General features: G+C 72.3%; 19 protein-coding genes and 3 pseudogenes. 13 read left to right on the forward strand and 9 right to left on the reverse strand.

From position 1 onward, the window contains the following. The first annotated feature begins 18 nt into the window (after window positions 1-18). From SLV14N_RS09240 to SLV14N_RS09260, 5 genes are all read left to right on the forward strand, one after another. Window positions 19-957, forward strand: a complete 939-nt coding sequence (locus tag SLV14N_RS09240) for a metallophosphoesterase (RefSeq protein WP_263269005.1) — start codon at window positions 19-21, stop codon at window positions 955-957. After that, window positions 954-1613: a 4'-phosphopantetheinyl transferase gene (locus SLV14N_RS09245; protein WP_208680517.1), complete on the forward strand. Its 660-nt coding sequence runs from the start codon at window positions 954-956 to the stop codon at window positions 1611-1613. The genes SLV14N_RS09240 and SLV14N_RS09245 overlap by 4 nt, the downstream gene beginning before the upstream one ends. A gap of 184 nt (window positions 1614-1797) precedes the next feature. Beyond that, complete coding sequence (locus tag SLV14N_RS09250) at window positions 1798-3048, forward strand: NPCBM/NEW2 domain-containing protein (RefSeq protein ID WP_259670199.1); 1251 nt, start codon at window positions 1798-1800, stop codon at window positions 3046-3048. Window positions 3049-3257: 209 nt separating this feature from the next. Continuing rightward, a complete protein-coding gene (locus SLV14N_RS09255; protein ID WP_208680518.1) occupies window positions 3258-4484 on the forward strand; it encodes an FAD-dependent monooxygenase in 1227 nt (408 codons plus the stop codon). A 53-nt stretch (window positions 4485-4537) separates the two neighbouring features. Next, window positions 4538-5236, forward strand: a complete 699-nt coding sequence (locus SLV14N_RS09260; protein WP_208680519.1) for a TetR/AcrR family transcriptional regulator — start codon at window positions 4538-4540, stop codon at window positions 5234-5236. 176 nt (window positions 5237-5412) lie between these two features. Here SLV14N_RS09260 and msrB read toward each other — a convergent pair whose 3' ends face one another. From msrB to SLV14N_RS09280, 4 genes and pseudogenes are all read right to left on the reverse strand, one after another. Next, entirely contained in the window at window positions 5413-5820 is a 408-nt protein-coding gene (gene msrB, locus SLV14N_RS09265; protein ID WP_127153502.1) for a peptide-methionine (R)-S-oxide reductase MsrB, read from the reverse strand. 16 nt (window positions 5821-5836) lie between these two features. Continuing rightward, window positions 5837-7234 (reverse strand): UDP-N-acetylmuramate--L-alanine ligase, encoded by a 1398-nt coding sequence (murC, locus tag SLV14N_RS09270; protein ID WP_263269007.1) that lies wholly within the window; start codon window positions 7232-7234, stop codon window positions 5837-5839. 140 nt (window positions 7235-7374) lie between these two features. Next, window positions 7375-8017: pseudogene (locus tag SLV14N_RS09275) on the reverse strand (response regulator). Then, a pseudogene (locus SLV14N_RS09280) lies at window positions 8014-8817 on the reverse strand (sensor histidine kinase); the annotation flags it as partial. The pseudogenes SLV14N_RS09275 and SLV14N_RS09280, both read right to left, overlap by 4 nt. 231 nt (window positions 8818-9048) lie before the next feature. Here SLV14N_RS09280 and SLV14N_RS09285 point away from each other — a divergent pair. Next, window positions 9049-10251 (forward strand): IS110 family transposase, encoded by a 1203-nt coding sequence (locus SLV14N_RS09285; protein WP_208680617.1) that lies wholly within the window; start codon window positions 9049-9051, stop codon window positions 10249-10251. A gap of 190 nt (window positions 10252-10441) precedes the next feature. On the opposite strand, the gene SLV14N_RS09290 is transcribed toward SLV14N_RS09285, so the two are convergent. Together SLV14N_RS09290 and SLV14N_RS09295 are read right to left on the reverse strand one after the other, a co-directional pair. After that, window positions 10442-10939 carry an indole-3-glycerol phosphate synthase gene (locus SLV14N_RS09290; RefSeq protein WP_208680521.1) on the reverse strand — a complete coding sequence of 166 codons (498 nt, stop codon included), beginning with the start codon at window positions 10937-10939 and terminating at the stop codon, window positions 10442-10444. Window positions 10940-11078: 139 nt separating this feature from the next. Then, window positions 11079-11903 (reverse strand): pyrimidine reductase family protein, encoded by an 825-nt coding sequence (locus SLV14N_RS09295; protein WP_263269009.1) that lies wholly within the window; start codon window positions 11901-11903, stop codon window positions 11079-11081. 67 nt (window positions 11904-11970) lie between these two features. Here SLV14N_RS09295 and zapE point away from each other — a divergent pair, with 67 nt between their 5' ends. Both zapE and SLV14N_RS09305 read left to right on the forward strand, forming a co-directional pair. After that, complete coding sequence (gene zapE / locus SLV14N_RS09300; RefSeq protein ID WP_208680523.1) at window positions 11971-13089, forward strand: cell division protein ZapE; 1119 nt, start codon at window positions 11971-11973, stop codon at window positions 13087-13089. 130 nt (window positions 13090-13219) lie between these two features. Continuing rightward, window positions 13220-14587, forward strand: a complete 1368-nt coding sequence (locus SLV14N_RS09305; RefSeq protein WP_127153495.1) for an alkaline phosphatase PhoX — start codon at window positions 13220-13222, stop codon at window positions 14585-14587. A 130-nt stretch (window positions 14588-14717) separates the two neighbouring features. Here the strand turns inward: SLV14N_RS09305 and SLV14N_RS09310 are convergent, their stop codons facing one another. Then, window positions 14718-15386 carry an ABC transporter gene (locus tag SLV14N_RS09310; protein ID WP_208680524.1) on the reverse strand — a complete coding sequence of 223 codons (669 nt, stop codon included), beginning with the start codon at window positions 15384-15386 and terminating at the stop codon, window positions 14718-14720. Next, entirely contained in the window at window positions 15383-16291 is a 909-nt protein-coding gene (locus tag SLV14N_RS09315) for an ATP-binding cassette domain-containing protein (protein ID WP_208680525.1), read from the reverse strand. The genes SLV14N_RS09310 and SLV14N_RS09315 overlap by 4 nt, the downstream gene beginning before the upstream one ends. A 296-nt stretch (window positions 16292-16587) precedes the next feature. On the opposite strand from SLV14N_RS09315, the gene SLV14N_RS09320 reads away from it, so the two are divergent. Then, window positions 16588-17340 (forward strand): peptidyl-tRNA hydrolase, encoded by a 753-nt coding sequence (locus tag SLV14N_RS09320; RefSeq protein WP_263269013.1) that lies wholly within the window; start codon window positions 16588-16590, stop codon window positions 17338-17340. A 106-nt stretch (window positions 17341-17446) separates the two neighbouring features. Here the strand turns inward: SLV14N_RS09320 and SLV14N_RS09325 are convergent, their stop codons facing one another. Continuing rightward, window positions 17447-18247, reverse strand: coding sequence for an aminotransferase class IV family protein (locus SLV14N_RS09325; RefSeq protein ID WP_208680526.1), 801 nt, complete (start codon window positions 18245-18247; stop codon window positions 17447-17449). 157 nt (window positions 18248-18404) lie between these two features. On the opposite strand from SLV14N_RS09325, the gene SLV14N_RS09330 reads away from it, so the two are divergent. The 4 genes and pseudogenes from SLV14N_RS09330 (at window position 18405) to SLV14N_RS09345 (ending at window position 23227) form a co-directional block, all read left to right on the forward strand. Beyond that, the gene (locus SLV14N_RS09330; RefSeq protein ID WP_208680527.1) at window positions 18405-18797 is read left to right on the forward strand and encodes a MerR family transcriptional regulator; all 393 of its coding nucleotides are present in this window, start codon (window positions 18405-18407) and stop codon (window positions 18795-18797) included. 223 nt (window positions 18798-19020) lie between these two features. Continuing rightward, window positions 19021-20380 (forward strand): annotated as a pseudogene (locus tag SLV14N_RS09335) (DUF692 domain-containing protein); the annotation flags it as partial. 267 nt (window positions 20381-20647) lie between these two features. Then, a complete protein-coding gene (locus SLV14N_RS09340; protein ID WP_208680529.1) occupies window positions 20648-21454 on the forward strand; it encodes a TIGR04222 domain-containing membrane protein in 807 nt (268 codons plus the stop codon). 123 nt (window positions 21455-21577) lie between these two features. Next, complete coding sequence (locus SLV14N_RS09345; RefSeq protein ID WP_259670734.1) at window positions 21578-23227, forward strand: alpha/beta hydrolase; 1650 nt, start codon at window positions 21578-21580, stop codon at window positions 23225-23227. Window positions 23228-23289 lie beyond the last annotated feature (62 nt).

Genomic DNA, 23289 nt, shown 5'->3' on the forward strand with positions numbered 1-23289 from the left:
AGCGTCTTTACTTCGATGATGACCTACGAGATCCGCACCCTCACCCCCGGCGCCGCCGGATCCGCCGCCGCGGGCTCCCCGCACGGCGGCGGACGCGGCAGATTGGTGGCCGTCAGCGATCTGCACGTCCGCTACAAGGAGAACCGCGACATCGTCGAGGCGTTAAAGCCCGAGTCCGACGACGACTGGCTGCTGGTCGCCGGCGACGTCGGGGAGTTCGTCTCCGACATCCGCTGGGCGCTCTCGCTGCTCAGCAGCCGCTTCGCCAAGGTGGTGTGGGTGCCCGGCAATCACGAACTGTGGACCCCGGCCCAGGACCCGGTGCAGCTGCGCGGTGTGGCGCGCTATGAGCATCTGGTGGACATCTGCCGTGAGTTGGGCGTCCTCACCCCCGAGGACCCGTATCCGGTCTGGGAAGGCGCCGGCGGCCCGGTCGTCATCGCACCGCTCTTCCTCCTCTACGACTACACCTTCCGGCAGCCGGGGGCGACGTCCAAGAAGGAGGCGCTCGCCCGGGCCGAGAAGGCCGGCGTGGTGTGCACCGACGAGCACTTCCTGCATCCGGACCCCTATCCGACGCGGGAGGCGTGGTGCCAGGCAAGGGTGGCCGCCACCGAGGCCCGGCTCGCCGCCGTTCCGGAGGAGTTGCCCACGGTGCTCGTCAACCACTGGCCGGTGGTGCGCGAGCCCACCCGGCCCCTGTGGTACCCGGATTTCGCGCTGTGGTGCGGTACCGAGGCGACCGCCGACTGGCCGCGCCGCTTCCGGGCCGCCGCCGTGGTCTACGGTCACCTCCACATCCCGCGGCTGCTGATGCTGGACGGCGTACCGCATCAGGAGGTGTCGCTCGGCTATCCGCGGGAATGGCAGCGCCGGGCCGCCGCGCCGGGCCGGCCGGTCCAGATCCTGCCCACCCCGGCCACGGTCGGCTCCGGCACCACCGGGAGCCAGGCGTGATCGACAAGCTGCTGCCGGCCCCGGTCCGGACCTCCGAGGCCTTCCAGGACGCGCCGGTGTCCGAGATGTTTCCCGAGGAGTGGGCGCAGGTGGCCAACGCCGTGCCCAAGCGGCAGCTGGAGTTCGGCACCGTACGCGGCTGCGCCCGCCGGGCACTGGCCGAGCTGGGCTTCGCCCCCGCGCCCCTGCTCCCCGGCCCCAACCGGGAGCCGCAGTGGCCGGCGGGCGTCGTCGGCGCCATGACGCACTGCGCCGGCTACCGCGCCGTGGCGGTGGCCCGCTCGTCGGAGGTACGGACGATCGGCCTGGACGCGGAGCCCAATCTGCCCGTGAACGACCCCGGGGTGGTCGACCTCGTCACCCTCCCCGAGGAACGCGCCCAGCTCCGCCGGCTTGCCGCCCTGCAGCCCGAAGTCTGCTGGGACCGCCTGGTGTTCAGCGCGAAGGAGAGCGTCTACAAGGCGTGGTACCCGCTCACCCGCCGCTGGCTCGACTTCGAGGAGGCCCACCTCACCCTCGACCCGACGAACGCCACCTTCACCGCCCGGCTCCTCGTCCCCGGCCCCGTGGTGGACGGCAGGGAACTCACCGAATTCAGCGGCCGGTGGCTCGTCGGCTCGGGGCTGGTGGTGACGGCGGTCGTGGAAATGGTGTGACGGGACGGCCGCGGGGAGGCATGAGCCCCGCGGCCGTCAGCCCCTCCTCAGTTGTCACGCTGCATCAAATCCCTTCCCATCCGCACCGCTCGGCGGCAGCGACGGGCCGCCGGAGCCCCTCACGCCGTTACGGTGTGTCTGTTTTCAATGATCGTCAGGACGTTGAAGGGTCACTAGCCCACTCATGCAAGAGCAATTCGACACATCCGGTGGGACAGAGCCGTCCGATACCGAGCTGGTCCGGCGTATCCGTGCGGCCGCCGCCCGGCCCGGCGAACGGGCGGTGGCCGGGGCAGGCGAGGAAGCCCTCAACGAGTTCCACCGCCGGCACTACGCCGCCGTACTGGCCCACGCCCGCGACTGCTGCCGGTCCGCCCAGGCGGCAGCGGACCTGACGAAGGAAGCCATCAACAGCGTCCTGTACTCCCCCGGCCCCGGAGAGGGGCCCGACGGGGCCTGGCGGGACACCTTGCTGGGGGCGGTGCGCCACACCGCCGCCGCCTGGCACCGGTCGTCCCGGAACACCGAGCTGCGCGACGACTTCGCGTCCTGGCAGCCCGGCCGGCCGGCGGAGGGCCCCGGTCCCTCCAAGGCCGCCCCGGAGCCCTCTGCCGCCGGCGAACCCACCGCCCCCGTACCACCGGTGGGACCGGATCCGTCCGCCGCACCGCGCAGTGCCCGGGGCTCCCGGTTCTCACCGGCGCGCCTCGCCCTGCTCGCCGTTGCCGTGAGTGTCCTGGCCGGCGTGGCCATATCCGTCGGCCCCCTGTCCGGCCCGGCGCGCCAGGACACCTCGGCCACCGGCCCCGGCCGGTCCGGTCTCTCCTCGGCCCCTGGTGAGGACCGGTCGCCGACGGCTTCTCCCGGGAGGTCGGCAACCGCCTCCCGCTCGGCGTCGGGCACACCGAGCACACACCCCACCAAGGCGTCGAAGCGACCGAGCTCCCGGCCCTCGTCGCCGGCACCGTCGTCGCCCTCCGCGTCCCGGGGCAAAAAGGGCAAGCCGTCACCCGCCCACACCACCGCGCTGGGCGCCCGGCCGTGGAGCTCCAACGCGAGCAGCTTTGCGCCGGCGAGGCCGAACAGCAGCATCGACGGACATCCCCTCACCATCCAGGGGACCGGCTACTCCCAGGGCCTGGGGGCCCACGCCAACAGCGAGATCACCTACAGCCTCGGCGGCAGCTGCACCGCCCTCAGCGTGGATGTGGGCCTCGACGACGAGGTGGGCGCGAACGGCTCGGTGGTCTTCCAGATCTACCGGGACGGCACCAAGGTCGCCGACAGCGGGCTGATGACGGTCGACCAGCCCGCGAAGCGCCTCACCGCCGACCTCACCGGCGGCACCCAGCTGCGACTCGTGGTCACCGACGGTGGCAACGGGAACGACTCCGACCACGCCGACTGGGCCGGCCCCCTTCTGACCTGCCGCTGATCCGGCCCCCGCTGATCCGGCCGCCCGCAGCGGCCGGATCAGGGCTGCCCGTCTTCGGCTCACGGAGTCCACGCGGTGGTGGCGGCCGGTTGTGCGCAACGAAGGGCGACCCCCACCGCACCGACGACCGTCATGCCGGTTTCACCACTGTGTGCCACTTCACAAAATGACCAAGTGACGATTCTGGTCAGTTCACCTAGTCTGGACTCATGGACACAGAGCACACGACAGAAACCGGTGGCAAGCGAGTCCTGGTGGTAGGACTCGGTATCAGCGGGATCGCGACCGCGGTGCGGCTGCGGCAGATCGGCTGGACGCCGGTCGTCATCGAGAAGGCTCCGGCCCGACGCACCGGCGGGTACTTCATCGGCCTGTTCGGCGCGGGCAAGGCAGCCGCCCGGCGGCTGGGCATCCTGGACGGCATCCGCGACCGCACCCCCTACGACGGCGCCACCTTCAACGTCGACCGTCTCGGCAACCGGCGCCGCGGCCTGGGCTTCCGCGACCTCCCCGGCAAGCCCTGGCTGATGACGCGCAGCGACGTCGAGCAGGGCGCCTTCGCCGCACTGCCCGCGGACGTCGAGATCCGCTACTCGACCGTGCCGACCCGGATCACTCAGGACGCCGACGGGGTGGACGTCACGCTGTCCAACACCGCGGAGGACACCTCGGTCACCGAGCGGTTCGATCTGGTCGTCGGTGCGGACGGACTCCGCTCCACCGTGCGGTCGCTGGTGTTCGGACCGCACAAGAAATATGTGCACCGGCTGGGCTATGCCGTGGCCGCCTTTCAACTGCGCGATCCACTCAGCGACCTGGCCCGGACGGACGGGGCGATCCTGCTGGAACCCGACCGGGCGATGTGGGTCTTCCCCTTCGACGACGCTCCGCCGACGGTGATGATGACCTACCGGACCGAGGATGTGGACGCCGAGTTCACCGAGCCACCCATCCAGCGGCTGCGTACGGTATTCGGCTCCCGGCCGGTCGGCCGCGCGCTCGGCGAGGCGCTCGAGGCAATGGAGTCCGCCGAGAACCTCCTGTTCGACTCGGCGGAACAGGTGCGCATGGACTGCTGGCACCGCGGCCGGGTCGTGCTCGTCGGTGACTCCGCGTGGTGTGTGACACTGTTCGCCGGCATGGGCGTCTCGGCCGGGCTGGCCGGGGCGGAACTGCTCGGCACCATGCTGGACCGCCATGCCGGGGACACCAAGCGGGCCCTCACCGAATGGGAGCGCGCGCTGCGGCCCTCCATAGCGGGGTACCAGCAGTTGGCGCTGAAACAACGCAGGTTCTTCGTCCCGGCCACCCGCTTCCAGATCGCGATGCGCCGCGTCATCGCGCATGGGATGAACAAGCCGGTGACCTCGCACCTGATTCGGCAGCTGCAGGTGAGGGGGGCAAGGATCAAGGAGAAGGACATCGCCGCGGTATAACGGGCAGGCCCCGCGGTCGCGGGTGTCCAGTGTGCACAGACGGGAAGTCGATCATGGTTGTTCTGGCCGAACAGGATTCCGGCAAAGCCGCCCGGATTCTCGCCGCTGCCAGGGAGTTGGTGCTCAAGCGCGGGGTCAAGGGCGTGACCGTCGCCGAGGTCGCGGAGAAGGCGCATGTCGCCAAAGGCACCGTGTATCTGTACTGGGACACCAAGGAAGACCTGCTCGTCGGGTTGTTCGCCAGGGACTTCCTGAGCGCCGTGGACAACTACATCGAGGCACTGACCCGCGACCCGGACCTCGTCCGCCCGCACCAGCTGTTCCCCCGGCTTGTCCTCAACGGCCTTGAGCTCCCGTTCATCCGCGCGCTGCAGACCGGCGATGCCGACCTGCTCGGCGTCCTCACCAACCACCCACGTACCAAGGAACTGCTCGACGGGCTGGGCATCGCCAGAGTGATGTCCTTGGTGCTGCCGGTGTGGCGTCGGCATCACCTCGCCCGGACCGACTGGCCCCTGAACGAACAGGTCTACGTGCTTCAGGCGCTCTTGGACGGCTTCGTCGAGGCGGTCGCCCCGACACACCCCCTGCGCAGCGCCACCGTCGACGAGCCCGAAAAGGTCATAGCGGCCGCAGTGACCACACTGCTCGGCCCTGAAGAAGCGAGCCCGGCCGACATCCGCGCAGTCGCCGACGAGGCTCTGCAGCTGTTGCGTGCGCAACGCGAGAGCGTGCTCGCCTCGCTCGTATAACGGCGACGAATGCCCCGGCCGATGCGCACATCGCGGCCGACGGCGTCTCCCGGGCCGCTACAGAACTCGATATGCGGCGGAATCGCCCCCAGGCGCCATCCTGGGGGCGATTCCGCATCGCATGACCGCTGACACCCCCGGGTGCCGGCTTCACCAAGGGCGCTGAGCCCCGCCGGTCACCCCTCGTCCGGAGCCAGTCGCAGCGAGATCGAGTTGATGCAGTAGCGCTGATCGGTGGGGGTGGGGTACCCCTCGCCCTCGAAGACGTGCCCGAGATGCGAGCCGCACCGGGCGCACCGCACTTCGGTGCGCACCATGCCGTGGGAGCGGTCCTCGATGAGCTCGACGGCGCCTGCGTCCTTGGGGTCGTAGAAGCTCGGCCAGCCGCAGTGGCTCGCGAACTTGGTGTCGGAGCGGAAGAGCTCGGCGCCGCAGGCGCGGCAGGAGTAGACGCCCTCGGTCTTGGTGTCGGTGTATTCGCCGACGAAGGCGGGCTCGGTGCCGGCCTGGCGGAGCACCTGGTACTCCGCGGGGCTCAGCTCGGCGCGCCACTGCTCGTCGGGCTTGTCGATCTCGTACGGCATCTGGGGCCTCCTCAGCTCAGCTGCCCAGGCGGGACAGGATGGCGGGGCCGAGGTCGGTCACATCGCCCGCGCCCATGGTGAGAACAAGGTCACCGGGCTTCGCCATTCCGGCGATGACGTCCGGGACGGCGGCCTGGTCGCCCTCGGGGGTGACATCGGCGCCCGCGGCGCGCGCGGCATCGATGATCAGGGTGCTGGTGACGCCCGGGATCGGGTCCTCACGGGCCGGGTAGATGTCCAGGACGACGGAGGCGTCGGCGAGGGCGAGCGCCTGGCCCATCTCCGTGCCCAGCTCCTGGGTGCGGGAGAAGAGGTGCGGCTGGAAGACGACGAGTACGCGGGCGTCCTCGGCGGCGCCGCGGATCGCTTCCAGGTCGGCGGTCATCTCCGTGGGGTGGTGGGCGTAGGAGTCGATGACCTGCACGCCGGCCGCCTCGCCCTTGAGCTGGAGGCGGCGCTTGACGCCGGTGTACTTGCCGAGCGCGGAGGCGAGGTTGTGCGGCGGGAGGTCCAGGGCGACGCCGGCGGCCAGCGCGGCGACGGCGTTGGAGGCGTAGTGCCGGCCCGGGACGGAGACCGTGAAGGTGAGGATCTTGCCGCTGGTCAGGGTGACGGTGACATCGCTGGTCAGGCCGCGGGGGTTGACCTTGAGGATGCGCACATCGGCGTCCGCGGACTCGCCGTAGGTGACGACCTCGATGTCGTAGCGGCCGGAGATCCGCTCGGTCAGCTCGCGGGCGCCGGGGTGGTCGGCGGAGATGACCAGGGTGCCGCCGGGGCGGATACGGCCGACGAAGGTCTCGAAGGACTCGTAGATCTCGTCCATCGAGGCGTAGTTGGCGTGGTGGTCCAGCTCCACGTTGAGGATGATGGCGACCTCGGGGGCGTACTTGTGGAAGCTGCGGTCGCTCTCGTCGGCCTCCGCGACGAAGATGTCGCCCGAGCCGTGCTCGGCGTTGGACCCGGGGGCGTCGAGGTCGCCGCCGATGGCGTACGAGGGCTTGAGGCCGAGGGCGCCGAGCGAGACGGCGAGCATGGAGGTCGTGGTCGTCTTGCCGTGGGTGCCGGCCACGGCGATCGGGCGCGTGGCGTCCATCAGGGAGGCGAGGGCGTCCGAGCGGTGCACGACGGGGATGCCGCGCTCATGGGCGGCCGCCAGCTCGGGGTTGTCGGGGCGGATCGCGGAGGAGACGACGACGCTGGTGGAGTCCGCGGCGAGGTGCCCGGCGGCATGGCCGATGTGGACCGTGGCGCCGAGGGCGCGCAGGGCCTGGGCGGTCGCGGAATCCTTGGCGTCGCTGCCCGCCACCCGGGCGCCGCGCTGCGCAAGGATCTTGGCGATGCCCGACATACCGGCTCCGCCGATGCCGATGAAGTGCGGCCGGTCCATCGAGGCTGGGATGGCGGGTGCCATGGGCGGGTCTCCCTGATGTCGATCGTCGCGAGCGGTGGTGCGGTCGTTCTGTCGTGCTGTCGATGATTCTCGCACCCGGCACCGACAGAGCCGGTCCACGGACCCCGGCCGGGTGCCGGCTCCGGCGCGAAGACCGGTGGTCAGCGGCGGATCAGGCCCTGTGCGGTGGCGGCGGCGACCGCGGACGTACGGGAGTCCACGCCCAGCTTGGCGTAAATGTGGACGAGGTGGGACTTGACGGTCGCCTGGCTGAGGAAGAGCTGTTTGCTGATCGCCGCGTTCGACAGACCGTCGGCGACGAGCTGGAGCACCTCGGTCTCGCGCCGGGAGAGCGCGGTGGCGGGGGTGCGCATCCGGTCCATGAGGCGCAGCGCGACGGTGGGGGCGAGCGCCGACTTCCCGGCGGCGGCGGTGCGCACCGCGGCCGCCAGCTCCTCCGGGGGGGCGTCCTTGAGGAGGTAGCCGGTGGCGCCCGCCTCGATGGCGGCGAGGCTGTCGGCGTCGGTGTCGTAGGTGGTCAGGACCAGGACGCGGGGGGGCGCCGGGGGCGGCGGTGATCGCTGCGGTGGCCTGCGAGCCGAGCATCCGGCCGCCGAACTGGAGGTCCATGAGGACCACGTCGACGTCGAGCCGCGCGGCGAGGCCGACGGCCTGCTCCGCGGTGGGCACGTCGGCGACGATCTCGAAGTCCTCCTCGGTCTCCAGGACGGCGCGCAGTCCGGCGCGGACGACGGGGTGGTCGTCGGCGAGCAGCAGTCTGACGGGCGGGTCCGGCGCGGTCACGAGACGGCCTCCGGTGCGGCGGCGGGCGCGGTGGCGGGGCAGGGCAGGGTGACGGCGACCGCGGTGCCCTCCCCGGGGGCGGACTCGACGGCGAGGGTGCCCTGGAGGGCGCGGGCCCGGGTGCGCATCGCGGCGAGACCGAAGCCGGTGCCCAGGACGGCGGCGGAGCCGGGAGCGGGCACCTCGGCGGGGACGAACCCCGTGCCGTCGTCGACGATGTCCAGCGCGATCTCGGTGTCCATGTAGCTGAGGGTCAGCTCGACGCGGTCCGCGGCGGCGTGCCGGACGGTGTTGGCGAGCGCGGACTGGGCGATGCGCAGCAGGGCCACCTCGTGCGGGGTGGGCAGTGCGGTGGGCGCTCCGGAGACCTGGCAGTGCACGGCGAGACCGGAGGCTGCGGCCGTGGTGGCGCAGAGCCGCTCCAGGGCGGCGGGCAGCGACCCGGCCGCCAGGCCGGGCGGGCTGAGCGCCCGCACGAAACGGCGCGCCTCGGCGAGGTTGTCGACAGCGGCGGTGCGGGCCTGCCGGACGTGCCCGAGGGCGGTGCCGGGCTGCTCCGGCAGGGCGCCCTCGGCGGCCCGCAGCAGCAGCTGGATGCTGGACAGGCCCTGCGCGAGGGTGTCGTGGATCTCCCGGGCCAGCCGTTCGCGTTCGGCCAGCACTCCGGCGGCGTGTTCGGCGTCGGCGAGTTCGCTGCGGGTCGCGGTGAGCTCCTCGATGAGGCGGCGGCGCTGTTCGCTCTCCCGGTAGAGGGCCTCGTACCCGAGGACACCGGCGACCGCGACGCCGGCACACCCCATTACCTTCTTGGTGGCCCCGCAATGGGGCGCCTGGCCTCCGGAGTTGGTATGACTTTCTCCCCCTGTCGAACGCATGACCTGGGGGGTGGTGTCACCAGCTCCGGAGGCATCGACAGACCGCTGATTAGGGGCATGACCACCGGCTTCTTCGCAGGTCGGGAGGCTCTTCGTAATGTGGATGTGGCGATCGGTGCCGTGGGACGGCCGGGCGGGAACGACCGGAGGAAGCACGTGATCGACGTCAGCGACATCGGTGCCTTCCTCGGCCTGGACGTCGGCAAGGGCGAACACCACGCCACCGCCGTCACCCCGGCCGGGAAGAAGGCGTTCGACAAGCGGCTGCCCAACAGCGAACCCAAGCTCCGCGAGGTCTTCGCCAAGCTGCAGGCCAAGCACCAGACCGTGCTGGTGGTGGTCGACCAGCCCGCATCGATCGGTGCTCTGCCGCTGGCTGTGGCCCGGGACATGGGCTGCCCGGTCGCCTACCTGCCGGGCCTGACGATGCGGCGGATCGCCGACCTCTACCCCGGCGAGGCCAAGACCGACGCCCGCGACGCCTTCGTCATCGCCGACGCCGCCCGCTCGATGCCGCACACACTGCGGACGATCGAGCTCGCCGACGAGGCGGTTGCCGAGCTGGAGATGATCGTGGGCTTCGACGACGACCTGGCCGGCGAAGCCACCCGTGTCAGCAACCGGCTGCGGGGCCTGCTGACGCAGATCCACCCGTCGCTGGAACGGGTGCTGGGGCCACGAGTGCAGCACCCAGCGGTGCTCAAGCTGCTCGACCAGTTCGGTTCCCCGGCCCAGATCCGCAAGGCCGGACGCCGGCGGCTGGTCAGCCTGATGCGGCCGAAGGCACCGCGCATGGCCGAACGCCTGGTTGAGGACATCTTCACCGCGCTGGACGAGCAGACCGTCGTCGTCCCCGGCACGGATGCAGCCGCATTGATCGTCCCCAGCCTCACCCGCTCGCTCCAGGCAGTGCTTGACCAGCGGAAACTCCTCGCCACCAGGATCGAGGAACTGCTGGAGACCCACCCTCTTTCCAAGGTCCTGACGTCCATGCCGGGGATCGGCGTCAGGACCGGAGCACGGATCCTCATCGACGTCGGCGACGGTTCCCGTTTCCCGTCCGCCGCCCACCTCGCCGCCTACGCCGGACTCGCCCCAGCCACCAGAAGCTCCGGCTCCTCCATCCGCGGCGAACAACCCTCCCGGAGAGGAAACAAGCAGCTCAAACGCGCCTTCTTCCTCTCCGCGTTCGCCGCCCTGGCCGACCCCGCCTCCAGGACCTACTACGACAAGAAGATCGCCCAGGGAAAACACCACACCCAAGCCCTCCTCTGCCTCGCCAGACGACGAGCCGACGTGCTCTTCGCCATGCTCCGCGACGGCACCTTCTACCAGCCCCAACCCGCCCCCATAGGTTGACGAAACCCATAGGGGCACCCCCCCGCATCTGGACGCGGCGGACGAGGTCGCCGAGGTGCTGGACGGCCGGCTCCAACCGCACCGCGGCGCCCGCCGCTGACTCCCGCCCGCACGTGCCGGTTCCCGCCCGGCCGGGCGGGAACACCGGAGCCGGCCCCTGCGGAGGGACCGGCTCCGCGGCGGCGGCCCCTCAGCCGCCGGACGTGCCCTGGGGCTGGTCGTCCGCCGCGTGCGAGAAGAGTTTGAGGACCGGGACGCCGACCTTGTGACGGGCGCGCGAGGCCCAGTCGCGGTGGAAGAACTCCTCGACGAAGTGCGGGGTGGTCAGCACGATCACCTCGTCCGCACCGGTCTCGTCGACGATGGACCGCAGCAGGTCCAGCGGCTTGTCCTCGACCACCTGCCCAACGGCCTCCGAACCGGCGTCGCGCAGCGCCTGCAGGGTGTGCGCCAGGGCGAGCTCGGCGGGGGCCTCGGCCTGGGAGCCGCCCGGTTCCTCTGCCTCCCGTACGGCATCGTCGAACTCGCCGAGGGCGACATCGTCGATGGCCCGCAGCAGCACGTCCTGCTTACCGCGCGGCTGCATGAGCACGACGAACGAGATCCGGTCATCGCCGTGCAGGGTGGTCACAAACTCCACGTCGACGGGCGTCAGAGGCTTCTCGATCATCAATACGCTCGTGAACACGACGGACGCCCTTCTTCTCTTCGGGGCGCCGCATGGCACGGAGCCCGACAGACACCATCCTGCCCCGTCGTCACACGGGACCTGTTGGCTTTTAGTGTGCCCAACGGAAGCTAAGCGGAACAGATAGTTCCGCCGATTGTCAGGACCGACGGTAGCGAGTGAACAGGAACCCGGCCTCTTCCAACACCGATGCCAGGGCGAACCGCTCCGGAACCGCGACGGCAGGACCGTTCATGATCCTCGGCGCGTCGCCCACGGCGACCACCGGCGCCAGCGACAGACACATCTCGTCCAGCGCGTCGGCCGCCGCCAGCTGCCCCAGCAGCCTCGGCCCGCCCTCCGTCAGCAACCGGCGATGGCCCCGCCCGGCCAGCACCCCGGCCACCCGGGCCGGGTCGACACCCAGCCCCTCCCCCGCGAACAGCACCTCGGCGCCCGCCGCACGGGCCCGGTCCACCCGGTCCGCCGGCGCGCCCGCACCGGTCAGCACCACGGTGGGTACCTGCGGCTCGGTGAACAGCGGCAGGGTGAAGTCCAGCCCGAGGCCGGCGGTCACCACGGCGATGGCGGGGGCCGGGCCCTGGCCGGCGGCGGCCCGGCGGGCGGCGAACGCCTCCCGGGCACGGGCCGGCCGGTAGCCCTCCTTCCGCACCGTCTCCGCCCCGACGACCACGGCATCCGCGAGCCCCCGCAGCACCCCGAAGATCCGCATGTCGGCGGCGCCGGAGAGTGGCTGCGAGCGGCCCTCGTGATGGGCCGCGCCGTCCAGGGAGGACACCATGTTCGCCCGCAGCCAGCCGGGGCGCCCGGAGCGCGCCGGGTCGTCCGCCGCCGGGTACGCATAGGCCTCGGCCAGCTCGTCCAGCGTCCACTCACGGTCCATGGGGTCGGTGCTCCCCGTCCCCCTGCCGTCGAGGTCAGGGGCCGGAACGGGTGGGGCGGGGAGCGGGAACAGGCGTCGCATGGCGGCAGTGTGACATGCCTCGCTGACCGGACCGACGGGTACCGCACAGGAGATAGGCTGGACAGCTGTGTCGCCTTCCCAGCACTCCTCCCCGCAGCCCGACCCGACAGCCGCACCGCCGGCCGACGGGGACGACGCGGTGCCCGCCGCCCTCACCGCCCGCGCCCCGCAGGTCCCGGCCGACCGCCTGGTCGCCGAGATGGTGCCGCCGCCGCGCTTCCAGGGCGCCCGCTTCGACACCTACATCCCGGATGCCCAGCAGCCCAGCCAGGCCGAGGCCGTACAGGTCCTGAGCGACTTCGCGGACAGCATCGACGCCGGGCGGGCGGGCACGGGCAAGCGGCGCTGGTTCGCCAGGAAGCCGGCGGCCCCCCAGGGCCCGCGCGGGGTCTATCTGGACGGCGGCTACGGCGTCGGCAAGACCCATCTGCTCGCCTCCCTGTGGCACGCCACCCCCGCCCCTGCCGAGCGCAAGGCCTTCGGCACCTTCGTCGAGCTGACCAACCTCGTCGGCGCGCTCGGCTTCCAGCAGACCGTCAAGACGCTCGGCGAACACAAGCTGCTGTGCATCGACGAGTTCGAGCTCGACGACCCCGGTGACACGGTCCTGGTCTCCACCCTGCTCGGCAAGCTGGTGGACGCCGGGGTGGCGCTGGCCGCCACCTCCAACACGCTGCCCGGCAAGCTCGGCGAGGGCCGCTTCGCCGCCGCCGACTTCCTGCGCGAGATCCAGGGGCTGAGCGCCCACTTCCGTCCGCTGCGCATCGACGGCGAGGACTACCGCCACCGCGGTCTGCCCGAGGCGCCCGCCCCGTACGACGACGAGACCGTCACGCGCACCGCGTACCGCACCCCGGGCGCCTCGCTCGACGACTTCCCCTCCCTGCTGGAGCATCTGTCCAAGGTGCACCCCAGCCGCTACGGCGCCATGTGCGACGGCATCGAGGCGGTCTGCCTCACCGAGGTCCAGGCGGTGCCCGACCAGTCCACGGCCCTGCGGCTGGTCGTCCTCGCGGACCGGCTCTACGACCGTGAGGTGCCGGTGGTGACCTCCGGCAAGGCCTTCGACGAACTGTTCAGCGACGAGATGCTGCGCGGCGGCTACCGCAAGAAGTACTACCGGGCGATCTCCCGGCTGACGGCGCTGGCGCGCGACGCGGGTGCCCTGGTGGCCGAGGCCCGGTAGGGCCTGCCTTACAGATCAGGACGTATCAGCGGCAACACCCGGTTGGTGCCCGTCGGCCGGTTCCCGGCGGCCCGGCGGCATGGTACACACGAGCGGATCACGCCACCTGTCCGCCAACAGGGAGTTGCCCATGTCCGCGACACGACGTCAGATCCTGGCCCGCACCGGCGCTCTGGGGGCCGGAATCGCCTTCTCCGGAAGCCTCACGGAGCTCTTCGCGGGGACCGCGACCGCCCAGAGCATGGGACAGCGCGGCTACGGCCCGCTGGTGCCCGACCCGGACGGCCTGCTCGACCTGCCCCGGGGCTTCCGCTACCGGGTCCTGTCCCGGGAGGGCGATCCGCTGCCCTCGGGGGAGGGCAAGGTGCCCAGCAACTGTGACGGTATGTCGGCCTTCCCCGGCCGCCGTGGTGGCACCCACCTCGTCCGCAACCACGAGAACCGTACGGGCTCCCGCCAGGCCGTCCCCCGGGTCCGCGATCTGACCTACGACCCCGGTGGTGAGGGCGGCTGTACGGCCCTGGAACTCGACCGGGACAACAAGGTCCTCTCGGAGCGGGTCGCCATCGCCGGCACCTCCACCAACTGCGCGGGCGGGCCCACCCCCTGGAACACCTGGCTGACCTGCGAGGAGACCGAGTTCCGGGCCGGTGAGGAGAACTACACCAAGGACCACGGCTTCATCTTCGAGGTCGATCCGTACGATCCCCGGCGCACCGGAGCGGTCCCGCTGACCGCGATGGGCCGCTTCCAGCACGAGGCGATCGCCGTGGACCCCGGCACCGGCATCGTCTACGAGACCGAGGACGCCTTCGAGAAGCCGTTCGGCCTCTTCTACCGCTTTCTGCCCGAAAAGCCGATGGGCGGCCGCGGTTCGCTCCGGGCGGGCGGCCGCCTCCAGGCGCTGCGGGTCCCCGGGGTGCCCGACCTCTCCACCATCCAGCGGCCCGGCACCACCTTCGACCACGTCACCTGGGTGGATGTGCCCGATCCGCTCGCCCGGGAGACCCCGATCCGCTTCCAGGACTTCGGCCCCCAGGGCATCACCCACGCCCAGAAGCTGGAGGGCTGCTACTGGGGCGGCTCCTGCGTCTACTTCGTCTCCAGCTTCGCGCACCGCGAGGACGGCTCGGCGGCCGACCACTACGGCCAGATCTGGAAGTACGACCCGAAGAAGCGGCGGCTCACCCAGGTCGTCGTCTTCGGCCCCAAGACGGATCTCCAGCTCCCCGGCGAGTCCCCCGACAACATCTGCCTCGCGCCCAGCGGCGGCCTGATGGTGTGCGAGGACGGCGAGGGCGCCCAGCACGTCTTCGGCCTCACCCGGCGCGGCGAGGTCTATGCGATGGCGCGCGGCCGGCAGAACATCGGCACCCCGCAGAAGCCGGAGTGGGGCGAGTTCGCCGGCGTGACGTTCTCGCCCGACCACCGGACGATGTATGTCAATTGCTATACGCCGGGGACGACGTTCGCGGTGACGGGGCCCTGGCACCACTGAGGCCCGGTGGGGTGGGGGGAGCAGGCGGACCGCGGCTTTCCGCGGCTTCCCCCCCACCCCCGAACCCACCCCCGCCCCCTCCCCCGAAGGGGGAGAGGGGGAGGGGGCGGGGGAGAGCTCGGCCCTCGCTTCACCCGCGCCGCGAGCTGAGGGCGCACGCGGCCGCTACGGCGGCGGCCGCGATCAGAGCGGTGGCGGCGAGCGGCAGCCAGGGGGTGCTGATCGTCCCGTGGAGGGAGCCGGTGACCAGTCCCGAGACGGCGGCGTTGGCGGGCGAGGCGCCCAGCACCAACAGCAGCAGGGCGGCGAGCAGACCCGCCGGGATGCTCCAGCCGGTGCTGCGCAGCACCGGCCAGTTGCTCAGCGCGCCTACGGCAGTGCCCATCAGCAGGCACACCAGCGCGGCGAGCAGCCCGGCGAGGGCCGCCGGCACGACCGGAACGGCGATCAGCTGGTCGGTGGAGCGCGGGTCCGACAGCAGCACGACCACTGCCGTGCCCACGAGTGCGAGCAGCAGGGCGGCGCCGGCCGCGGTCAGCACACAGGCGAGGTGCACCCGTCCGGGCCCGGCGGCGGCCGCGGCGCAATTGCGGGCGGCCGGCGGCTCGTTGGTGACACAGGTCCGGGTCAGCCATACGGCGGCCGGCAGCAGTCCACTGGCGGCATAGCCGAACCCGTCGAGGATCGGGTCGCCGCTCCGGATGCTGATGGCAAGCCAGGCGGCGTAGAGGATGACCGGCGGCAGCCAGCGGTGCGAGCCGATGAGCAGTGCCGTCTGATAGCGGAGGAGAGCGATCACGGGAGGGGGGCCTCGTGGGGTGCGGGGGCGTCGTCGGTCACAGGAACGGTGCCGGGGGCGGCGGTGACCGCGCGGATGTGCCAGGGCGGACGGGCGGTGAGCAGGGCGCGCAGCAGGGCGTCGGAGTGCACGGCCGGAACCGTCAGCCGGGTCGTCCCGTCCGGTCCGGGCGCGATCTCCGGTCCGCCGGGCAGCTGCGGCGCTCCGGCGGGCGGCAGGCTCCCCGGTGCGCCCTCGGCCTCGATGAGCACGCGGGGACCGGCCGCGGTCTGCGCACCAGCCGCCGGGCCGCTCTCCTCCTGGGTCAGCAGCCGTCCGTCCGCGACCCGGTAGCGGGCATCGGCGGCGCCCGCCAGCCGCTGCGGGTCATGGTCGACGAACACGACGGTGCCGCCGTCCGCGACCCGTTCGGCGACCGCACGGTCGAGCACCTCGCGCGCGCCCCGGTCCAGACCGGTCCAGGCCTCGTCCAGGACCAGGAGGCCGGGCTCGGCGAGCAGCGCCTGGGCGACCGCGACCTTCTGGCTCGTCCCCTTGGACAGCTCGGCCAGCCGGGTGTGCGCATGCCCGGCCGCCCCGAAGCGTTCCAGCCATTCGGTGGCGCGGCGGGCCGCTTCGGGGCCGTGCAGACCATGGATGCGGCCGAGGTGGGTGAGGTAGCCGGCGGCGGTGAAGGGCAGGGCGGCCGGGAAGCGTTCGGGCACATAGGCGGTGCGCGGGCGGCCGGTGATCCGTCCGGTGCTGGGCCGGTCGATCCCGGCGAGCAGCCGCAGCAGGGTGGATTTCCCGCTGCCGTTGGTCCCCTCGATGCGCAGCAGTGCCCGCGGGGGCACGTCGAGATCCACCTCCCGCAGCACCCAGGGGCCGCGCACCCCGTACCGCCGTCCCACCCCGTCGAGCCTCATGCGTTCCGGCACCTCCGCTGCCTCCTGGCGGCCCCCGCCGGTCCCGACGGTAGCCGCAGCGGCCGCCCGGTGCCTGCCCGGGGGCGTGTTTCCCCCGAACGTACGCGCCTCAACTTCCCGCCGGGCGGGCGGCGTTGGCATGCACAGCTGCCGGGCGGCGGCCACGGCGAGGCCGAGGTCGTCGACACCACGCACCTCACGCGCCCGCCCAGGCCGCCCTGCGGATCGCGGAGGCCGTCAAGAGGTGAGGTGGAGCGGGACGGGGCCCTGTCAGTGGCGGCTGGCAGACTGTTCGGGTGACCAGCACCGAGACCGCCGGGGAGCCCGGCAACAGCGCCACCAGCCCCGTCGGGCACGCAGAGACCGACCGGGACGCGGCACCGCAGTTCGTGCTGCCGCTCGTCGTCCGGATCGAGAAGGAGGCGCCGCCGGCGCGTACGGACGCGCTGGAGACGGCGGCGCGCGCGGTGCTGGTGCTGCTGTCGGACGAGCGGTCGGCCGGGGACGGCGAGTGGGCCGCGGCGGTACGGGACTGGCAGGACGCCCGGATCCGGAAGGTGGTGCGGCGGGCGCGCCGCGCGGAGTGGCGGCGGGCCGAGGCGCTGCCGGGCATCACGGTCACCGGCCGCGAGGCCGAGGTGCGGGTCTTCCCGCCGGTGCCGCTGGACGGCTGGCCGAAGGACCTGGCACGCCTGCAGGTCTCGGGCACGGAGCTGGACGATCCGCAGCCGCCCGGACCGCCCGCCGCGGGTCCCGTGCTGTGGTTCAACCCCGAGCTGGAGATGTCGGCGGGCAAGGAGATGGCCCAGGCCGGGCACGGCGCGCAGCTGGCGTGGTGGGAACTCTCCGCCGAGGAGCGGGCGGCCTGGCGCGCGGCCGGCTTCCCGCTCTCCGTGCGGTCCGCCGGGCGCACGGAGTGGGACGCCCTCACCCGCAGCGGTCTGCCCGTGGTGCGCGACGCCGGGTTCACGGAGATCGCGCCCGGTAACACCGTTGTGGTCGAGGGGGACGATCGCTTCTGTCCTCTCCCGCGCGTACGACGGCCGTAGGCGGGCGCCCCTGCGTGCCGATGCGAGACGGGAGCGGCATGGGTGTGAGGTACCGGTACTGCCCAGTTCCCCGCGGGGAGGACCACGCGCCCGCCCGCCCCGACCGTCACACCGGCAGGGAAGGTTCCGCCTCGTAAGCCCGGTGCAGCTGCTTCAGGAAGAGCGGGGCGTCCGGCAGGGGGACCGAGCCGATGCGGTGTACCGGGATTCCCGGGGTCCAGGAGTTCATGACGACCGCTCCGGCCAGCGCGGGCAGCTCGTCGAGGGTGATTTCCTCGGTGCGCTGGGGGACCCCGAGGTGCTCCAGTTGGCGGCGGATGATGCCCATCGTCGTGCCCGTCAGCATGTCGGCGGCAGGCCACACCACGCTGCTGCCGTCCCAGAAGGCCAGGTTCCAAATGGTGGCCTCGCTCAGCCGGCCCCGCCGGTCGACGAAGGCCGCATCGTCACATCCCTCTTCAACGGCCTGGCGGAGGCGATACGTCTTGGCCACCTCGCCGACATGTTTCACGGCCGGGAGTTCCCGTTCGTGCTCGACCGCCGCCAGGGCCAGCGGTCCCTCGGGGCCGGTTGCCGCCGGTGCCGTACGGACCAGCAGCTCAGGCTCCACATCAGGTCCGGCCACGGTGAACTCGCCTGCCGGGGAGTAGACCGTGGCGATCAGCGAGAGGTCGGCCGGACCGGCCCGCAGCGCCGTCCGCAGGTAGGTACGGACCCGGTCGTCGGGTAGTGCCCGCCCGAACATCTCCAGGGAGGCGGACCGCAGCCGCTCCAGGTGGAGGTCCAGGCCCCGGACCCGGCCGTCCCGGACCTGCAGGGCGGTGAAGTGGGCGTAGCCCGCGAAGGCGAGGGGCGCCAGTTCCTCGGCGGTGGCCGCCAGGCCGTTACGTTGAACAACGAAAGACATCGTGCATCACTCCAGCGTCAGCCAGTCATCAGTCAGGCACCTGTGCGGAATACCCGTCCGGCGGACGACGTTAAGGCTTGACACCGATGCGAAGGTCAAGCGCGAAGGCCAAGCGCGAAGGTCCATCACGAAACTCAGAGGCAACGGGCGGAGCACGATGCTGATCGGGGAGTTGTCCCGGCGTACCGGGGTCACGGCACGGTTGCTGCGGTACTACGAGGCGCAGGGCCTCCTGGACGTCAGGCGCGAGCAGAACGGCTACCGGGACTATGACGAGGACGCGGTCGTCACCGTGCGGCACGTGCGTGCCTTGCTGGACGCGGGCCTGTCCACCGAGGTGATCCGTTCGGTGCTGCCATGCGTCCGCGGGGAGGCGCAGGAAGCGCCGGAGTTCGACTGGTGCGCCGACCTGCGGGCCGTCTTCCAAGGTGAAATGACGGCCATGGACGAGCACATGGACAACCTTCGACGCACCCGCGGCACTCTCGCCGGCTATTTGGCACAGTCGCCCGTCGGTCCCACCCGTGGGGCGCCGGCGCGCACCGGCTGAGAGGTGAGCGGGTCCGGGGGCGCCACCGGGCTCTGCGCCCGGTCCGATCAGGCCACCGTCGGGGCGCGGCTCCGGCCGGTCACCGGGGCACAGCGGAGAAGGCCCCCGCGGCCCCGCGGCGGCGACGGTGAAGCTCAAATCAACCTCTGAACTCGGCCGGTGCAGGGTTCGGCCCGCCCTGACGCGGCAGGAGTACCGACACCACGCAGCGAGAGGGGGAGCCATGGAGCGCCTGGGTACGGGAATCGGCTGGCGGCCGGAGATCGCCGCGGAGATCGCGGAGCTGCCCGGGGTGGACTGGGTCGAGGTGGTGGCGGAGAACATCTGCCCGGGCCATCTGCCGTCCGCCCTGCAGGAGTTGCGCGAGCGCGGCACGACCGTGATCCCGCACGGGGTCTCGCTGGGCCTCGGCGGTGCCGACCGTCCGGACCCCGGCCGGCTGACCGCGCTCGCCGAGCGCGCCGAGGCGCTCGGCGCACCGCTGGTCACCGAGCACATCGCCTTCGTCCGGGCGGGCGGGCCGCTCACCGCCTCGCCCCGTATGGAGGCCGGGCATCTGCTTCCCGTACCGCGCACCCGTGACGCACTGGACGTGCTGTGCGAGAACGTACGGATCGCCCAGGACGCCCTGCCGGTGCCGCTGGCGCTGGAGAACATCGCCGCGCTCATCAACTGGCCGGGCGAGGAGCTGACCGAGGGGCAGTTCCTGGCCGAGCTCGTCGAGCGGACCGGGGTGCGGCTGCTCATCGATGTCGCCAACCTCCACACGAACCACATCAACCGCGGCGAGGACCCGGCGGTCGCCCTCGACGAGCTGCCACTGGAGGCCCTGGCCTACGTCCATGTCGCGGGCGGGGTGGAGCGGGACGGGGTGTGGCACGACAGCCATGCCCACCCGGTGACCCGGCCCGTGCTGGACGTCCTCGCCGAACTGTGTGCCCGGACGACCCCGCCCGGGGTGCTGCTGGAGCGGGACGACGACTTCCCCGAAGGCGGGGAACTGGCCGGCGAACTCGATGCGATACGCACCGTACTGAAGGAGGCCCGCCATGACCGGGCGGCTTGAGGCGGTGCCGGAGACCGCGATGGTGCCGGACACCCCACCGATCCCGCAGACCGCACTGGGGCCGGACTCCACACCGGACGCGGGCACCCACCCGGACGCAGGCACCCGACCGGACGCGCCGGCCGAAGTGGGCACCACGAGTGGCGATGCGGGCACCGGCACCGACGCGGCACGCCAGCGGCTGGCACTGGCGCAGACCGCGCTGCTGTCCGCGCTGGTCGCCGGAACACCCGTCCCCGAGGGCTTCGACCGGACCCGGCTGCGGGTGCAGAGTCGGGCGCTGGCCGCCAAGCGGGCCGAGGTGGTCGCCAAGGTCGCGCCCGAGCTGCCCGAGATCCTCGGCGCGGACTACCGGGCCGCCTTTGCGGGGCATGCCCGGAACCGGCCCATGAGCGGCGGCTACCGCCAGGACGCCCTGGACTTCGCGGCGTATCTGCTGGCCCAGGGGCGGCCCGAAGATCAGGCCGCCCGGCGGCAGTTGACGCGCTGGTGGCGGGACCGCGCGGGCCCGAAGCCGCCGTCCGCCCGCCCCGCGGCCCGGCTGGCACGCGCCCTGCGGCTCTTCCGGGGCCCGAGGTGACAGCGATCTCTTAACCACGAGCGGTGCGAGCCGTGGGCGCGGCTCGTCGTCCGGCGCGGCTCGTCGTCCGGGGCGGTTCGAGCTGCGGCGACGGATCCGGCTGCGGCGGCGGATCCGGGCGCGGGGCGTCTGACGCCGGGCAACTGCCCGCATGCTGAGAAACTTTGTGGCGGTCATCGTGCCGCCTCGCATAAAAATACCGACATGTGGCTGCTCTTCCTCCTCGTCGCCTGTTCGGCGGCGGTGCTGTCCTGTGCGCTGCTCTGCCGTGCGGCGGTCGCCGCCGCGCGCGCCACCTCCGGGCCGGCCCCACAGCCGCCGCCGCCCGGCACCGTCCCGGAGACGGCCGCCGTGGGCCGCCGTGGCCCCGGGCTGACCCTGTACGAAATGGCGTACCTCTCCGGCGGCCCGCACCGGCTCGCCGATGTGGTGCTGGTGCTGATGGCCCAGCAGCGACGGCTGCTGCTCGCCGACACCGGCTGGGCCACCGTCGTCGACCCGGTCGGCAAGGACGCCGTCGAGCGCGCCACCCTCAGCGCCATAGGGCCCGACGGGCAGCGCCGCATACCGGCCATACGGGACGCCCTGACCGGCGACGACGCGGTGCGGGAGGTGGCCGACCGGCTGGTGACCGACGGGCTGGCGCTGCCCGTCGCGGTCCGTCCGGGCATCGCCGGTGCCGTCCGCCTGGTGCGGGGCGCCGCTCTCCTGGTACTGCCGGCCGCCGCCGCGTCCTACTGGACGGCACCGGACGGCGCGGACGGCGGGCTGCTCCTGGCCTGGTTCTCGCTGCCGCTGATCCTCACCCTCGGCACCTGGGCCGTGGCCCGCTTCGAGCTCCACCCGTACAGCGACTGGGCCACCACCGCCGGCGAACGGCAACTGCCCGGCATCGGCCACTCCCCCACCACCGCTGCCACGCCCTCCTCCCTCGTCACTCTCGCCCTCCGCGGCCCCGCCGCCCTCACCGATCCCGCCTTGCGCGCGGCGCTCCACTCTTCCGGGGCATAGCCTCCGACACCGGAGCCAGGTGCTTTACAACGACAATCGCCGCCCCAACTATCCCTTTTGTATGCACACACGAAGGGACGGCCAGTGAGAGCACTTGCGTTGTACGGCACCATCGGGTCGCTGATGGTGACAGCCCTCGCCACTGCCCCGGCAGGCGGCGCCACGGGGGCCGCCGCCGCGCCACCCGCACCCGTTGCGCACCGCATCGAATTCGGCCGCTGCGCGGCGGTGGAGCATCTGCCGTCATCCGTCGAGTGCGGCCGGCTCGCCGTTCCTCTCGACTATGCGCGCCCCGACGGCAAGAAGATCCACCTCACCGTCAGCCGGATCCGCGCCACGGCGCGCGGCGAACGGCAGGGCTCCCTGGTCTTCAACCCGGGCGGCCCCGGCGCGTCCAGCATGGAGTTCCCGCTCTACGGGGCGCTCCCCAAGTGGAGCAAGCTGGCCCGCGCCTATGACTTCGTGGGCTATGCGCCGCGTGGTGTGGGCCGCTCCGCGCCGCTGTCGTGCCAGGACCCCAAGGAGTTCGCCAAGGCGCCCTCCGACAGCCGGATGCACCCCGATGCGGCCTTCAAGCGGCAGAAGCGGGCGGAGGCCAAGGAGTACGCCCGCGGCTGCGTCCGCCGGGCCGGCGCGGACCTGCCGTACTACAACTCCGTCAACAACGCCCGCGACCTGGACATGCTGCGGGCCGCGCTCGGCGAGAAGAAGCTGACGTTCATGGGCGCCTCGTACGGGACGTACTTCGGTGCGGTCTATGCGACGCTCTTCCCCGGCCACGTCCGGCGGATGATCTTCGACAGCGTCGTCAATCCCGCGCCCCGGAAGATCTGGTACCGCAACAACCTCGACCAGGACATCGCCTTCGAGCGCCGCTGGGGCGACTGGCTGAGCTGGGTCGCCCGGCACGACAAGCACTACCACCTCGGCACGACCAAGAAGGCGGTGCAGCACTCCTACGACAAGGCCGCGTACAAGCTGCGCCGCAAGCCGCTCAACGGGAAGATCGGCGCCGGCCAGCTGCAGTCGGCGTTCCTCAAGACCGGCTACAACGATGCCTTCTGGCCGATGCGCGCCGAGGCGCTCTCGGGGTATCTGCACGGCGACCCCAAGCCGCTGCTCGCCCAGGCCCTGCCCCGGGCCGCCGGCGCCGCCGCCGACGAGAACAGCAACGCCGTCTACACCGCCGTGGAGTGCAATGACGCGCCCTGGCCGCGCGACTGGGGGACCTGGGACCGGGACAACACCGAGGTCGCCCGGATCGCCCCGTTCGAGACCTGGGACAACGCCTGGATGAATCTGCCGTGCGCCTACTGGCCCGACCGGTCGGCGTCGGCCGCGGCCGAGCTCGACGCCGCGGTGCGCCGCGCGGACCACCCCGCGGCCGGGCAGGACCTGGTGGATGTCGCCGGCCATGCGGCCCGGACCCAGGTAGACGACGCACTCCACGGGCGGCGCGGTCCGCTCGATGTCCACACGGAGCCCGGTGCGCTGCCGCCGGTGCTGCTGCTGGCGGCCGAGCGGGACGCGGCGACGCCGTACCCGGGGGCGCTGGAGCTGCAGCGCCGGCTGCCCGGTTCCTCGCTGGTCACCGAGAACGGGGCGGGCACGCACGGCGTCGCGTTCAACGACAACGCCTGTGTGAACAAGTACGCCGAGGCGTATTTGCTGCACGGGAAGATCCCGGCGCACAAGGTGTACTGCGGGCCGCGCGCGGAGCCGGTGCCGGGTCAGCAGGCGACCCGGGCACAGCACGCACTACCGGGGAAGTAGCCGAGGACCGGTGGCGCCGCGGGCCGTCCCCTAAGGGGCGGCCCGCGGCGCCGTGTCCGGGG

Origin of the sequence: Streptomyces sp. Je 1-4 4N24 (assembly GCF_026239515.1) — a bacterium.
Classification (GTDB): domain Bacteria; phylum Actinomycetota; class Actinomycetes; order Streptomycetales; family Streptomycetaceae; genus Streptomyces; species Streptomyces nigrescens.

Bases quoted from the DNA above. Each gene is read 5' to 3' on its own strand.
- msrB (WP_127153502.1), bottom strand. From the start codon at position 5,820: ATGCCGTACGAGATCGACAAGCCCGACGAGCAGTGGCGCGCCGAGCTG.
- SLV14N_RS09325 (WP_208680526.1), bottom strand. From the start codon at position 18,247: ATGTCTTTCGTTGTTCAACGTAACGGCCTGGCGGCCACCGCCGAGGAA.
- SLV14N_RS09345 (WP_259670734.1), top strand. From the start codon at position 21,578: ATGGTGACAGCCCTCGCCACTGCCCCGGCAGGCGGCGCCACGGGGGCC.
- SLV14N_RS09305 (WP_127153495.1), top strand. From the start codon at position 13,220: ATGTCCGCGACACGACGTCAGATCCTGGCCCGCACCGGCGCTCTGGGG.
- SLV14N_RS09295 (WP_263269009.1), bottom strand. From the start codon at position 11,903: ATGCGACGCCTGTTCCCGCTCCCCGCCCCACCCGTTCCGGCCCCTGAC.
- murC (WP_263269007.1), bottom strand. From the start codon at position 7,234: ATGGCACCCGCCATCCCAGCCTCGATGGACCGGCCGCACTTCATCGGC.
- SLV14N_RS09255 (WP_208680518.1), top strand. From the start codon at position 3,258: ATGGACACAGAGCACACGACAGAAACCGGTGGCAAGCGAGTCCTGGTG.
- SLV14N_RS09250 (WP_259670199.1), top strand. From the start codon at position 1,798: ATGCAAGAGCAATTCGACACATCCGGTGGGACAGAGCCGTCCGATACC.
- SLV14N_RS09315 (WP_208680525.1), bottom strand. From the start codon at position 16,291: ATGAGGCTCGACGGGGTGGGACGGCGGTACGGGGTGCGCGGCCCCTGG.
- SLV14N_RS09340 (WP_208680529.1), top strand. From the start codon at position 20,648: ATGTGGCTGCTCTTCCTCCTCGTCGCCTGTTCGGCGGCGGTGCTGTCC.
- SLV14N_RS09330 (WP_208680527.1), top strand. From the start codon at position 18,405: ATGCTGATCGGGGAGTTGTCCCGGCGTACCGGGGTCACGGCACGGTTG.
- SLV14N_RS09240 (WP_263269005.1), top strand. From the start codon at position 19: ATGACCTACGAGATCCGCACCCTCACCCCCGGCGCCGCCGGATCCGCC.
- SLV14N_RS09260 (WP_208680519.1), top strand. From the start codon at position 4,538: ATGGTTGTTCTGGCCGAACAGGATTCCGGCAAAGCCGCCCGGATTCTC.